This is a genomic window from Pseudoduganella plicata (genome assembly GCF_004421005.1).
Taxonomy (GTDB): Bacteria; Pseudomonadota; Gammaproteobacteria; order Burkholderiales; family Burkholderiaceae_D; genus Rugamonas; species Rugamonas plicata.
The window spans coordinates 3,575,744-3,588,357 of sequence record NZ_CP038026.1 but is presented as its reverse complement, the minus strand read 5'-3'; the positions used below and the strand labels follow the sequence as shown (position 1 = coordinate 3,588,357).

Here is a 12,614-nt window from a genome sequence, read left to right as displayed (position 1 = left end):
CCACCAGGAAAACCGCATGGTCAAGTTTCTGCTCCGCGCCGTGGGCGCCGTTTTCTGCGCGCTCGCGCTGCACACCCATGCCGCCATGCCGTCCACCCCATTTCTGGCCGGTGGGGACGTCTCCGTGCTGCCCTTGATGGAGCAGCACGGCGCGCGCTACTTCGACCGCCAGGGCAGGCAGGGCGATGCCTTGAAAATCCTGCGCGACAGCGGCCATAACATCGTCCGTCTGCGCCTGTACGAAGCGCCCGGTCCCGGCAACGGCAACGACGGCTATCACTGGCCGGCCGGATCGATGGATTTACCGGATCTGCTGGCGATGGCCAGGCGCAGCGCCGCACTGGGCATGCAGATTCAATTGACGTTCCACTACAGCGACTTCTGGACCAATTCGAAGACGCAGAACGTGCCGGTACAGTGGCGCGCACAGCTTGACAAGCTGCCGGACGAGAACGCGCGCTTTGCGCGCCTGCGCCAGCTCGTGTTCGAACGCACGCGCGAGGTGATGCGCGCGCTGCAGGCGCAGGGCACGGTGCCGCAGTTCGTCTCGGTCGGCAACGAAATCGAGGGAGGGATGCTGTATCCGTATGGCGCGATGACGGAGGCGAACTGGCCGCGCCTGGGGGCGCTGCTGCAGGCCGGGTACGAGGGCGTCAAGTCGGTGTCGCCGACGTCGCGCGTGATCCTGCACCTGGACGATGCGGGCAATCTGGACAAGTACCGCAGCTACTTCGATCACCTGCGCGCGCTGAAAGTGGACTACGACGTGATCGGCGCATCGTACTACCCGTTCTGGACGAAGAAAACGGTACAGCAGGTCGTGGACTTCAGCCGCGCGGTGACGGCGCGGTACGACAAGGACCTGTTCATCATGGAGGCCGGCTTCAACTGGGCACCCAATCTTCCCAATGGCTATCCCGGCCAGTTGAGCGACAACGGCCCGTATCCCGCAGCCATGAGTTCACCCGAGGGCCAGCGCGCGTTCATGGACGAACTGCTGCCGGCGCTGCGGCGCGCGCCGCGCGTGCTGGGCCTGTTGTACTGGGACCCGGTGATGGTCGCCACGCCGGGCGTCGGCTGGGCCGTGCGTGACGCCGACCGGAAACCTGGACCGAACGTGGTCGCCAACACAACGTTGTTCGATTTTGAGGGACGTGCCTTGCCCGTGCTCGACAGCTGGCATGTCCACACGGCGCCCGTGCCGGAAGTTGATTAGTAAAGAGGAAGCGCATGGTCGACAGACTGAAGGACAAGGTAGCCATCGTCACTGGCTCCACGCAGGGCATCGGCAAGGCAGTGGCAAGGCTGTTCCTGGCCGAAGGGGCAAAAGTGGTGTTGAACAGCCACCGCGACGACGAGCACGCCGCGGCAGCAAGGGAGGAACTGGGCAGCGCCAGCACGCTGTTCATTGTCGCGGACATCGCCGACCGCGACGCGGTGGCGGCGATGACGAAGGAGGCGCTGATGCACTTCGGACGCATCGACATCATCGTCAACAACGCCGGCATGAACGTGTTCACCGATCCGTTGAAGACCACGGCCGAAGAGTGGCAGCGCTGCTTTGCCGTCGATCTGGAAGGCGCATGGAACGTGATCCGCAGCGCGCTTCCCGCGCTGCTGGAGCAGGGAGCTGGCAGCATCGTCAATATCGCATCGGTTCATGGCCACAAGATCATCCCGGGGTGCTTCCCGTACCCTGTCGCCAAGCACGCGTTGCTGGGGCTGACGAAGTCGCTCGCCATCGAGTACGCCGCGCGCGGCATCCGCGTCAATTCGATCTCGCCGGGCCTGATCATGACGGACAATATCCGTGCCTGGCTCGATGGCTGTCCCGACCCTGCCGCCGAGGAAGCACGCCAGGCCGCGCTGCTGCCGCCCAGGCGCATCGGCACGCCCGAGGAAGTGGCTTATACGGCACTGTTCCTCGCCAGCGACGAAGCGCGCTTCATCAACGCGGCGGACATCCTGATTGACGGGGGCAGGTCGCAGCTCTATCATGAGTAAGCCTTTGCCTTGACAGATCGCATGCCCGACATCCACGCCGACCGGTTCGTACGCTCTCACCTGAAGATGCGCCAGCTGGTCCTGCTGGTGGAACTGGGCAGGCATGGATCGATCCTGCACGCCGCGCAAGCGGCGAACCTGACGCAGCCCGCCGCCTCCAAACTGCTCGCGGAGCTGGAATACTCCCTCAACGTGCAGTTGTTCGAACGCCTGCCGCGCGGCGTACAGCCCACCTGGTATGGCGAAGTGATGATCCGCCGCGCCGGCGCCGCGCTGGCCGAAATGGATGCGGGCTACCAGGAGGTGATGGAACTGCTGGCGGGGATTGCCGGCACGGTTGCCGTGGGCGCCGTGCTGACGCCGTCCGCCGGCCTGCTGCCCGATGCGATCAAGCTGCTCAAGTCGCGCTACGAACGCGTGAAGGTGTCCGTTACCGTCGATACCAGCAAGATCCTGACCGAGCGCCTGCGCGCCGGCGAACTCGATCTCGTGATCGGCCGCGTGCTCGATTCGGATGCCGCCGCCGAACTGCATTTCGAACCCGTCACCGACGAACCCCATTGCCTGATTGCCGGTGCCGGCCACCCGTTGTCGGCATGCGGCACGTTGAGCCTGGAGGAACTGGCCGGCGAGCCGTGGATCATGCCGCCAGCCGGCAGCATCCTGCGCGACCGGCTGACGGCACTGTTCCTGTCGCACGGCCTTGAGCCGCCGGCCGAGACGGTGGAGTCGCTGGCGCTGCCCGTCATCGCCAACCTGCTGATCGGCAGCCGCATGGTCGTCGCGCTGCCGGAAGAACTGGTGCGTCCGTACCTGGACATGGGACTGCTCACGGTACTGCCGTACGACCTGGGCTTGCGGATGGACCTGTATGGTATCGTCACACGCAAGCAGCATCGTCTGGCCCCCGGCGCGGAAGCAATGCTGGCGGCCCTGCGCGAGGTGGCGGCGCTGCGTTATCCCCGGTGACCTTGCGCCCGCCAGGAGACCCGCTTTTGAAGGCCAGTAAACGATTCCGTGCCTCCGCCCAGCCCCGTTTCAAGGATGCCGATGCCGCCGCCACGCCACTGTGCGCGGGGGACGACGACGGTCAGGGCGCCAAGCATGACAAGGCCGGGGCGAAACGCCTGCACAACACCATCGCCGAACTGCAGGAAAAACTGTACGCGGAGCGGCACCGCAAGGTGCTGATCGTGCTGCAGGGCGTGGACTGTTCCGGCAAGGACGGCACCGTCCATCAGCTGTTCCGCAAGATCAATCCGATGGGCCTGGACGCGGCCCGTTTCGACGTGCCGACCGGCGAAGAACTCGCCCATGACTACCTGTGGCGGGTGCACCGGCAGGTGCCGCGCAGCGGGCAGATCGCCGTCTTCAACCGCAGCCATTACGAGGACGTGCTGCATCCGTTCGTCTACGGCCAGCTCGACGCGGCGGCGCTGAGCCAGCGCTACGCTCACATCCGCGATTTCGAGCGCATGCTGGCCGAGACGGGAACGACGATCCTCAAGATCTTCCTGCATATCTCGAAGGACGAGCAGCGCGCACGCCTGCAGGCGCGCATCGACAATCCGGAAAAGCACTGGAAGTTCGATCCGGCCGACCTGAAACACCGCGAACGCTGGGACGATTTTCACCGTGCTTACGAAAAGGCCATCGCCGAGACGGACACGCCGCATGCGCCCTGGTACATTGTGCCGGCCGATTCGAAGCCGCACCGCGACCTGGCCGTGGCGACATTGCTGGTCGAGGCGCTGGAAGAGATGGACCTGCGCTGGCCGCCGGGCGACCCCGAATTGTCCAACATCCGGGTCCGTTAGCGTCGCCTGCAAGGCCGCGCACGATGTGGCATAGTGGTTGTCTTATTCTCACTATTGACCAATGCGGAGAACGACCATGCAACTGAAAGACCCGACCCTGCTGCGCCAGCAGGCATATATCGACGGCGCCTGGCTCGATGCCGACAACGGCGAGACCCATCCCGTGACCAATCCGGCCACAGGCGAACACCTGGGCACCATTCCCATGATGGGCGCGGCCGAGACGCGCCGCGCCATCGAGGCGGCCAATGCGGCGTGGCCCGCGTGGCGCAAGAAGACGGCCAAGGAGCGCGCCGCCGTGCTGCGCAAATGGTATGACCTGATCATGGCCAATGCGGACGACCTGGCGCTCCTGATGACGACGGAGCAGGGCAAGCCGCTGGCCGAGGCGAAGGGCGAAGTCGCGTTCGGCGCCAGCTTCATCGAATGGTTTGCCGAGGAAGCCAAGCGCGTGCACGGCGACACGCTGGCCTCGCCATGGCCCGACCGCCGCCTGATCGTCACGAAGGAGCCGATCGGCGTCTGCGCCGCCATCACGCCGTGGAACTTTCCGATCGCGATGATCACCCGCAAGGTGGGTCCGGCCCTGGCCGCCGGCTGCCCGATGGTGCTCAAACCCGCCGAGGCGACGCCGTTTTCCGCGCTGGCGCTGGCCGTGCTGGCCGAGCAGGCCGGCGTGCCGCCGGGCGTATTCTCGGTCGTCACGGGTTCGCCGAAAGAGATCGGCGCCGAGATGTGCGCCAACCCGATCGTGCGCAAGCTGACGTTCACCGGCTCCACCGCCGTGGGCCGTATCCTGATGCAGCAGTGCGCGCCGACGATCAAGAAACTGTCGCTGGAGCTGGGCGGCAATGCGCCATTCATCGTGTTCGACGACGCCGACCTGGACGCGGCCGTGGAAGGCGCCATCGCCTCCAAATACCGCAACGCCGGCCAGACCTGCGTCTGCGCTAACCGCATCTACGTGCAGGACGGCATCTACGAGGCCTTTGCCGAGAAGTTTACCGCCGCCGTCAACAAGCTCAAAGTGGGTAACGGTGTGGAGCAGGGCGTCACGCAAGGCCCGCTGATCGACGAGAAGGCCGTGCAGAAGGTGGAGCAGCACGTGGCGGACGCACTGGCCAAGGGCGGCCGCGTCCTGACTGGCGGCAAGCGCCACGCGCTGGGTCACAGCTTCTTCCAGCCCACCGTAATTGCCGACGCCAGCAACGACATGATCGTGGCCGGCGAAGAGACGTTCGGCCCGCTGGCGCCGCTGTTCCGTTTCAAGACGGACGACGAGGCGGTGGCGCTGGCCAACAGCACCGAGTTTGGCCTGGCTGCCTATTTCTACTCGCGCGATATCGGCCGTATCTGGCGCGTCTCCGAAGGGCTGGAGTCCGGCATGGTGGGCGTCAATACGGGCCTGATCTCGAACGAGATCGCGCCGTTTGGCGGTGTGAAACAGTCGGGTCTGGGACGTGAAGGGTCCAAGTACGGCATCGACGATTACCTGGTCATCAAATATATCTGCTTGGGCGGGATGTAAGGGGCAGGTCGCCCGGAAGACGCCAGGGTCTTTACGTCGGAATCGGCACCTTGCCGGGCGTTCGCCCGACGAGGTGCCGGTTCCTTTTTTATTGGCCCATCAGCCGTTCGGTCATCCGTTTGACGGCGCGCATCTGCCGCCCGGACTGGATGGCGTAATTGGCGTCGTCATAGCTGAACCAGTCCCAGCACGCGTTGGGATTGGTCCACGGGAAGACGGGGGCGGCTTGCGGATACAGCACGAGGATGCGGTTGGTGTCGGCCCAGGCGTTGTACCCGGCGTGGTGGGTGTGCGCTTCGCCGACCAGCGCGGCGGTCTGTTTGCAGCCGTGGAAGGCAACGTGCAGCCGGCAGCCGGAGGCGTCGCCTTCGCAGCCCGGTGGCACATACAGGATGCCCGTGCTGGCCATGCCGTGCCGGCGCGGCGACGGCAGGAATTCTTCCTGGTCGAATTCGATGAACCGTCCCGCCGGCGCCCCCGCCGATTTCGGATTCAGGGCGCCATAAATCCAGTTCAGCAGTTCTCCCGCGCCGTCCACGTCGCAGTCGCTGATGTATGGTGCACCGAGCTGTGCGCAGGCGTTGCCAAAATTATCGGTGGGAATGGCGTGTTCCGCTCTGATATCGCTGCGATAGCGGATGCGTTCGGGCGGCAGGTAATGACGGTAGTAGGCCGCCAGGTCGTTCATCACAGCGGTGGGCACGACGGTATCGGCGCGGCCCGAGAACAGCCAGATGCGCTGCCCGCCCAGGTTCGCGGTAGGGTCGATATGGCCGCGCGACGCGTACAGCGCAGTGGTCTCGACCAGGTTCGCCACACCCGTGCCGCCTTCGGACACGCTGCACCACGGCAGGCCGCTGGTACAACTGCAGATCATCGTGGCGACATTGACGCTGCCGCGCGAGCAGTTGTACGGGCCACCGGCAATGATGCCGGCCCCGACAACGCTGGCCGAATAGGCCACGTCGAACTGGACGGCCATGAAGCCGCCGGACGACAGGCCGGACACCGATAGCTGGTCCGCCTTCAGCGCCGGCAAGGCGATCGGTTGTGCCTGAGTGGGCCGCAACGCCGGTGGCAGCAGTAGTGTCGCCACCAGCATGGCCAGGGCGATCAGAAGGCGAACGAGAAGGGTACGGCTGATGCGATACATGGCGGACCTCTCCATAGCGATGGCGTCGGATGCTGCGTGCCGGGCTACAGTGTCGCGCAAAGCCGCCTTCGAATTGTCGCTGAATCGTAACGGCAGGCAGTCATGACACACAGCGCGATACGCATTGCACTGCCCGCCGGCCGCTTGCATGCACCCCTGCTGCGGACGAATCACGGCCCCCGCGACGGTGGCATACAATGAGCTTTTCCCTTCACTTTGTCGAGCCCACCATGACTTATACGATTCTCGTTGCGTCTTTATCGCTGCTAGGCTTGCTGAGCACGGCGCCGGTCTTTGCGCAGCAGCCCGCCAAGCCGGCCACACCGGCGCTGGGCGCCCGTCCCGCCAGCTGCCCGACGATCCTGCGCCAGTCGTTCAAGCGCCTGCAGGACGATGTGCCGCAAGAGCTGTGCCAGTACGCCGGCAAGGTCGTCCTCGTCGTGAACACGGCCAGTTACTGCGGGTTCACGAGCCAGTACGAGGGGCTCGAAGGCCTGTATGCCAAATATGCCGACAAGGGTTTCGTTGTGCTGGGCTTCCCGTCGAACGACTTCGGCAAGCAGGAACCGGGCAGCAGCAAGGAGATCGCCGACTTCTGCTATAACACCTACGGCGTCAAGTTCCCCATGTTCGCCAAGAGCGTCGTGTCGGGCAGCGCGCCGAACCCGCTGTACGCGGACCTGATCAAGGCCACCGGCAAGACCCCCGCCTGGAATTTTCACAAGTACCTGATCGGCCGCGATGGCAAAGTCCTCGACAGTTTCCCCAGCAAGGTCAAGCCGACCGACAAGGACCTCGTGGGCGCCGTCGAAAAGGCGCTGGCCGGTTGACGGTTAGGCCACCAGCGTAAAACCTTCATCCAGCCAGCCGGTCACCCCCCCGGGCATGATCTTGACGGGCCGCCCCAGCCGCGCCAGCCGGATGGCGGCGCGGGCGGCGCCGTTGCAGTGCGGGCCCGCGCAATACGTGACGAACACCGTCGTGGGCGGGTAGTCCGCCAGTTTCGATGCGATGATCTTGCGGTGCGCCAGATCCACGGCGCCGGGTATGTGGCCGCGCGCATAGCTTTCCGTGCCGCGCACGTCGAGCAGCACGAAATCCTGTTCGGGTGTGCCAAGCACGCTGTGCACGTCCCAGCAATCCGTTTCAAAGCGCAGCGAACGTTCAAAATGCGCCAGCGCCTCTTCGCTGGCGGCTGGCGCCACTTCCGTTACGATCGACATGTTTCCTCCTGTGTGTGTGCCTCTATTGTCGGGGCGGTGCCGCCGGTCGGGCACTGGCGCGAATGCCAACATGCGTTAAGATTGCGCCATGAGCTCCCATCGCGTTGTCGCCCTGGCCTACGACGGCCTGTGTACGTTCGAATTCGGCTGTACCGTCGAGCTGTTTGCCCTGGACCGTCCGGAACTGGGCGTGGACTGGTACGACTTCCGTGTCGCCGCCGTCGAGCGGGGGCCGATCCGCGCCGCCGGCGGCATTACCGTGCAGGCGCGCTACGCGCCCGGGCTGCTGCGGCGGGCCGACACGATCGTCATTCCCGGCTGGCGCGACGCCGACGAAGAGCCGCCCGCCGCGCTGCTGGCGCTGATCCGCGCGGCCCACCGGCGCGGGGCGCGCCTGTGTTCCATCTGCTCAGGCGTATTCGTGCTGGCCGCGGCCGGGGTGCTGGACGGCCAGCGCGTTACCACGCACTGGCGCTACGCCGACCGGCTGGCACGCCGCTACCCGCGCATACAGGTCGAGCCGGACGCGCTGTACATCGACAACGGCCAGGTCATCACGTCGGCCGGCTCGGCGGCCGGGCTGGACATGCTGCTGCACCTGGTCAGGCGCGATTACGGCGCGCGGGTCGGCAATCTGGTGGCGCAGCGGCTGGTGGTGCCGCCTCATCGGGCGGGCGGCCAGGCGCAGGTCCTGCCGCGTCCCATGCCGGCAGACGAGGCGGGGCGGCTGGCCCGGTTGATGGACTGGCTGCGCCGCCACCCGGCCGGGCCGCACACGGTGGCGTCGATGGCGGGGCGCGCGGCGATGAGCCCGCGCACCTTGCAACGGCAGTTCCAGGACGCCACCGGCCTGGGACCGACCGAATGGCTGACGCGCGAACGCATCGCCATCGCCAGGGACCTGCTGGAGTCGCCCCTGCCGCTGGCGCAGGTGGCCGAGCGGGCCGGATTCGGCTCGGAGGAATCGCTGCGTCACCATTTCCGCCGCCTGCTGGACACGAGCCCGGGGGCTTATCGCAAAGCATTCCTTGTTGCAGGCGCATCCGTTGACTAAGCTGGTGGCGTACCACCCACCACAACCAGGAGATCAGCATGGCTTATGTCGACGGATTTATCTTACCTGTCCCGAAATCTCAGCTGGACGCCTACCGCGCGCTGGCGGAAAAGGCCGGTGCCATCTGGCGCGAACACGGCGCGCTGGAGTTTCGCGAATGCATGGCCGAAGACGTCAAGCCGGGACAACTGACATCTTTTCCACAGGCCGTACAGCTCAAGGATGACGAGGTCGTGTTCTTCTCGTGGATCGTCTACAACTCGCGCGAAGAACGCGATGCCGTCAACGACAAGGTCATGAAGGATCCACGCATGGGCGACATGATGGAGACGATGCCGTTCGACGGCAAGCGCATGATCATGGGCGGGTTCACCCCGTTCGTCAGTCTCTAGTGTGGCGAATCACAGATTCATTGAATAAATCCGACGAAAATCGCCCCAATACCGCGTCGAAAATTCACGGAAAGGCCCCGGCCTTACCGTGAATTTCCGGCTTGTCTGAGACGATTTCGTCAAATTTATTCGTCAATGAACTGGTGATTCACCACACTAGCGGGCACCAGCACGGCGCGCAGGGCGCCACGCAGCGCATTGCAGACGACGATTTCCTCGGCCGCGGCCAGCATCGCGGGCGTGATGACGGCTTCGCGCGCGCCCCACCCGTCGATCACGACGGCGCGCATGACACCCGGCAGCAGGCCGCCCGACAGCGGCGGCGTCAGCCACTGGCCGTCCAGCCGCACGAACACGTTGCTGCGCCCACCCTCCGTGATCTCGCCGCGTTCGTTGCAAAACAGCTGGTCGAACGCGCCTTGCGCTTCGGCTGCCCGCCACGCCGCGTCGTAGCCGGCGCGCAGTGTGCTTTTATGGCGCAGGAAGAGGTCGTCCGACGTAGTACGGCCAGATGCCAGCAGCACGCGCACGGGCTCTGTCAGCGGCGTCAGCGCGCCCGTTTGCACGGCAAAGGCGCCGGCCCGGTTCGTAACCAGGCGCAGGCGGTGCGGTGTGGCCGGCGGCAGCGCTTCGCAAGCGATCGCGACGTAGGCGCGGGCGGCCGCCTCGTCCCAGGCGAAGCCGAAATAACGGGCCGATCCCGCCAGCCGCGCCAGGTGGCGTTCGACGTGCCGCGCGCCTTCCTCGCGCGTGGCGTACATGGTTTCAAACAGTTCGAAATCGTTCGACAGTCCGGTCAGGAAGCGCGCCTTCAAGCCGCACTCGTCGTATTCGTCGGCGGCCATGCTGTCGTAGACGATGCCGGCACCGACGCCCATCTCGCCGCGGCGCACGCCGTTGACGGGCGGCTGTAGCGACAGTGTGCGGATCGGCACGTTCAGGCAGAAGTCGCCGAAGGACGCGCCCGCGGGAGCCGGATCGAACCAGCCGATGGCCCCGGTGTACAGCCCGCGCGGCGCCGGTTCCAGCTCGGCGATGATTTCCATCGTGCGACGCTTCGGCGCACCCGTGATGGAGCCGCACGGGTACAGTGCCGAAAAAATGTCGGCCAGCGTGGCGTCGGGACGCAGCGTGGCCTGCACGGTCGACGTCATCTGCAGCACGCTGGCATAGCGGTTGACGTCGAACAGCGCGGGCACCTGCACGGACCCGGTGACGGCGACGCGGCCGATATCGTTGCGCAGCAGGTCGACAATCATCAGGTTTTCGGCACGGTTCTTCGGGTCGGCAGCCAGCGCCGCGGCGCGCTGTGCGTTGTCCGCGTCGGCATCGGGGCCTGTGGCTGCCGGCGCCGTGCCTTTCATCGGCCGCGCCGTCAGGGTGCCGGCGTCGTGCCGGATGAACAGCTCGGGCGACAGCGACAGCACGGCGCCGCCGTCGGGCAGCGTCACCAGCGCGCCATACGGCACCGGCTGGCGCGCGCGCAGGCGCTGATACAGCGCAGCCGGTGAGCCGAAAGCGTCGAAGCGCAGGCGGTAGGTGTAGTTGACCTGGTACGTGTCGCCGGCGGCGATATAGGCGCGGATGCGGTCGATCGCCGCCGTGAACTGCGCCGCCGTGATATTGGCCTGGATCGCCGCAATGCCGGCGGGGGCGTCGTCGCCGGCGGTGCGTTGCGCCAGCCAGGCCGCCACCTCCTGCTGCGAAAGCAGGTCGCAATGGTCGAACAGCAGCACCTGTCCCAGCGGCGCCGCTGGCGCGCGTGGCGCCAGACCGACCAGCACATGGCCCAGCTCATAGGTCAACAGCGGCACGGCATGCTGGCCGCGCTGCAGCGCTGCCTGCAGGTCCGCCAGCAGTGCCGGCCAGTCGTCCGGCCTGGCGCAGGTCAGGGTGCCTGCATGACGGCTGAACAGCCGGGAACGGCGGCCGGCGCCCGCGTCATCGAGCAGGGCAAAGCATTCGGTACTCATTTGAAACCACGCTTGGAAAAGTAGATGCCGCACAGGAGCAGGGCGCCGCCGCCCAGCTGCCATGGGCCGATGCGTTCGCCGAAGATAGCCAGCGCCGCAATGGCCGCCGTCAACGGCTGGATCAGCAGGCTGACCGAAGCGAGCGACGCGGGGAGATGTGCGAACGCATAGGCTATCACGGTCTGGCCGCCGATCTGGGCGATCAGTGCAAGGCCCAGCAGCGGCAGCCACGCGGCGGCGTCGGCGGGCCAGAACGCGCCAGGCATCCACAGGGCAAAGGGAAACAGCACGATGGCCGTGATCGTCGTGCTCCATGCCATCAGCCGCGCCGTCGAATAGCTGTCGCGCGCATCCTTGATGACGAGCTGGTAGGCCGCATAAAACGTCGTCGAGAGCAAACCGAGGCCGTCGCCCAGCAAATGCGTGCCGCCGCCGGCTGCACTGGGGCCGATCAGGATCACGGCCCCGATCAGGGCCAGCGCCATGCCGCCCAGGAAGCCGCGCGAAAAGCGGGTGCCGTGCGCCAGCCAAAGCCACAGCGCGATGAACAGCGGCGCCATATTCGACAGCAGGGTGGCATTGGCCACCGTGGTGTAATGCAGCGACAGGTGCCAGATGCCCAGTTCGATGCCGAAGAACAGGCCCGCCAGCACGAGGATTGTCGAGAGGTCCGTGCGCAGGCCGACGGCGCGGTCGCCGCGCGCTGCCATCAATGCCCAGCCCCACAGGACGGGTGCGGCCAGCAGCATGCGCCAGAAAGCCGAAGCGATCGGGTTGACGTCGGACAGGCGCATGAAGATGCCGGCAAAACCGATGGCCACGCCGCCGGCCAGCAGGGCGGCGAACGCCACAGCGTTAAATGGTTTCATCGCGATATCGGTAACGGCGTCAATGCAGCAGCAGGGCGATCTGCACCGCCGCTTCCTGGCCGGGCGCCAGCTGGAAACCGCTTTTCGCGTAACGGTGCCAGCGGCCCAGCACGAAGCTGACCAGCAGGTCGGCGCGCGCGGCGACATCGGCTTCATGGCCATGGCCTTCGGCGGCCGCCTGGCGCAGCGCGCCCTTGAGCGCCAGCTCGACGCGCCCGTAAAACTGGTTCATGCGCTGCTGCAGCCGCTCGTCCTCGTTGACGAGGGCGTCGCCGATCAGCACGCGCGTCATGCCCGGATTGCTGGCCGCGAACTGCAGCAGCATGCCGAGGATATCGCGCGCCTGCGCCAGGCCGTCCTGCTGGCGTTCGGCGATCTGGTTGATGAGGCCAAACACGGTCGATTCGATGAATTCGATCAGCCCTTCGAACATCTGCGCCTTGCTGGCGAAGTGGCGATACAGCGCCGCTTCGGACACCTCCAGTTTGCGCGCCAGTGCGGCGGTGGTGATCTTCTCACCCTTCGGATGCTCGAGCATCGTGGCGAGGGCTTGCAGGATTTGCAGCTTGCGTTGGCCAGGAGGTGTGCTTGCCATGGGTTC

The 12,614-nt window shown here is 66.0% G+C and carries 13 protein-coding genes; 8 read left to right on the top strand and 5 right to left on the bottom strand.

Translation table 11 applies throughout. The features are described 5' to 3' along the window. Nucleotides 1-16: 16 nt before the first annotated feature. From E1742_RS15725 to gabD, 5 genes are all read left to right on the top strand, one after another. Nucleotides 17-1,216 carry a glycoside hydrolase family 53 protein gene (locus E1742_RS15725; protein ID WP_166793497.1) on the top strand — a complete coding sequence of 400 codons (1,200 nt, stop codon included), beginning with the start codon at nucleotides 17-19 and terminating at the stop codon, nucleotides 1,214-1,216. Nucleotides 1,217-1,230: 14 nt separating this feature from the next. Continuing rightward, a complete protein-coding gene (locus tag E1742_RS15720) occupies nucleotides 1,231-2,004 on the top strand; it encodes an SDR family oxidoreductase (protein WP_134385933.1) in 774 nt (257 codons plus the stop codon). Between the two features lie 21 nt (nucleotides 2,005-2,025). Next, nucleotides 2,026-2,973, top strand: coding sequence for a LysR substrate-binding domain-containing protein (locus E1742_RS15715; RefSeq protein ID WP_134385932.1), 948 nt, complete (start codon nucleotides 2,026-2,028; stop codon nucleotides 2,971-2,973). Between the two features lie 26 nt (nucleotides 2,974-2,999). Then, a complete protein-coding gene (locus tag E1742_RS15710) occupies nucleotides 3,000-3,821 on the top strand; it encodes a PPK2 family polyphosphate kinase (protein WP_134385931.1) in 822 nt (273 codons plus the stop codon). Between the two features lie 76 nt (nucleotides 3,822-3,897). Then, a complete protein-coding gene (gabD, locus tag E1742_RS15705; protein ID WP_134385930.1) occupies nucleotides 3,898-5,349 on the top strand; it encodes an NADP-dependent succinate-semialdehyde dehydrogenase in 1,452 nt (483 codons plus the stop codon). Nucleotides 5,350-5,437: 88 nt separating this feature from the next. Here gabD and E1742_RS15700 read toward each other — a convergent pair whose 3' ends face one another. Next, nucleotides 5,438-6,502, bottom strand: coding sequence for an extracellular catalytic domain type 2 short-chain-length polyhydroxyalkanoate depolymerase (locus E1742_RS15700; RefSeq protein ID WP_229466010.1), 1,065 nt, complete (start codon nucleotides 6,500-6,502; stop codon nucleotides 5,438-5,440). Nucleotides 6,503-6,732: 230 nt separating this feature from the next. On the opposite strand from E1742_RS15700, the gene E1742_RS15695 reads away from it, so the two are divergent. After that, on the top strand, nucleotides 6,733-7,332 hold the full coding sequence (locus E1742_RS15695; protein ID WP_134385929.1) for a glutathione peroxidase: 600 nt from the start codon (nucleotides 6,733-6,735) through the stop codon (nucleotides 7,330-7,332). 3 nt (nucleotides 7,333-7,335) lie between these two features. Here E1742_RS15695 and E1742_RS15690 read toward each other — a convergent pair whose 3' ends face one another. After that, complete coding sequence (locus tag E1742_RS15690) at nucleotides 7,336-7,725, bottom strand: rhodanese-like domain-containing protein (protein WP_134385927.1); 390 nt, start codon at nucleotides 7,723-7,725, stop codon at nucleotides 7,336-7,338. Between the two features lie 88 nt (nucleotides 7,726-7,813). Here E1742_RS15690 and ftrA point away from each other — a divergent pair, with 88 nt between their 5' ends. Both ftrA and E1742_RS15680 read left to right on the top strand, forming a co-directional pair. Beyond that, on the top strand, nucleotides 7,814-8,779 hold the full coding sequence (gene ftrA / locus E1742_RS15685) for a transcriptional regulator FtrA (RefSeq protein WP_134385925.1): 966 nt from the start codon (nucleotides 7,814-7,816) through the stop codon (nucleotides 8,777-8,779). A gap of 38 nt (nucleotides 8,780-8,817) precedes the next feature. Beyond that, the gene (locus E1742_RS15680) at nucleotides 8,818-9,171 is read left to right on the top strand and encodes a DUF1428 domain-containing protein (RefSeq protein ID WP_134385923.1); all 354 of its coding nucleotides are present in this window, start codon (nucleotides 8,818-8,820) and stop codon (nucleotides 9,169-9,171) included. Nucleotides 9,172-9,296: 125 nt separating this feature from the next. On the opposite strand, the gene pabB is transcribed toward E1742_RS15680, so the two are convergent. The 3 genes from pabB to slmA are packed head-to-tail and all read right to left on the bottom strand — an operon-like array spanning nucleotide 9,297 to nucleotide 12,608. Next, nucleotides 9,297-11,144 carry an aminodeoxychorismate synthase component I gene (gene pabB, locus E1742_RS15675; RefSeq protein WP_134385921.1) on the bottom strand — a complete coding sequence of 616 codons (1,848 nt, stop codon included), beginning with the start codon at nucleotides 11,142-11,144 and terminating at the stop codon, nucleotides 9,297-9,299. Beyond that, on the bottom strand, nucleotides 11,141-12,013 hold the full coding sequence (locus E1742_RS15670; protein ID WP_229466007.1) for a DMT family transporter: 873 nt from the start codon (nucleotides 12,011-12,013) through the stop codon (nucleotides 11,141-11,143). The genes pabB and E1742_RS15670 overlap by 4 nt, the downstream gene beginning before the upstream one ends. Nucleotides 12,014-12,032: 19 nt before the next feature. Further along, nucleotides 12,033-12,608: a nucleoid occlusion factor SlmA gene (gene slmA / locus E1742_RS15665; protein WP_134385919.1), complete on the bottom strand. Its 576-nt coding sequence runs from the start codon at nucleotides 12,606-12,608 to the stop codon at nucleotides 12,033-12,035. Nucleotides 12,609-12,614 lie beyond the last annotated feature (6 nt).

Coding starts and splice junctions, on each gene's coding strand:
- E1742_RS15720 (WP_134385933.1), top strand. CDS start 1,231: ATGGTCGACAGACTGAAGGACAAGGTAGCCATCGTCACTGGCTCCACG.
- E1742_RS15670 (WP_229466007.1), bottom strand. CDS start 12,013: ATGAAACCATTTAACGCTGTGGCGTTCGCCGCCCTGCTGGCCGGCGGC.
- gabD (WP_134385930.1), top strand. CDS start 3,898: ATGCAACTGAAAGACCCGACCCTGCTGCGCCAGCAGGCATATATCGAC.
- E1742_RS15725 (WP_166793497.1), top strand. CDS start 17: ATGGTCAAGTTTCTGCTCCGCGCCGTGGGCGCCGTTTTCTGCGCGCTC.
- E1742_RS15715 (WP_134385932.1), top strand. CDS start 2,026: ATGCCCGACATCCACGCCGACCGGTTCGTACGCTCTCACCTGAAGATG.
- E1742_RS15690 (WP_134385927.1), bottom strand. CDS start 7,725: ATGTCGATCGTAACGGAAGTGGCGCCAGCCGCCAGCGAAGAGGCGCTG.
- E1742_RS15695 (WP_134385929.1), top strand. CDS start 6,733: ATGACTTATACGATTCTCGTTGCGTCTTTATCGCTGCTAGGCTTGCTG.
- ftrA (WP_134385925.1), top strand. CDS start 7,814: ATGAGCTCCCATCGCGTTGTCGCCCTGGCCTACGACGGCCTGTGTACG.
- pabB (WP_134385921.1), bottom strand. CDS start 11,144: ATGAGTACCGAATGCTTTGCCCTGCTCGATGACGCGGGCGCCGGCCGC.
- E1742_RS15680 (WP_134385923.1), top strand. CDS start 8,818: ATGGCTTATGTCGACGGATTTATCTTACCTGTCCCGAAATCTCAGCTG.
- E1742_RS15700 (WP_229466010.1), bottom strand. CDS start 6,502: ATGTATCGCATCAGCCGTACCCTTCTCGTTCGCCTTCTGATCGCCCTG.
- slmA (WP_134385919.1), bottom strand. CDS start 12,608: ATGGCAAGCACACCTCCTGGCCAACGCAAGCTGCAAATCCTGCAAGCC.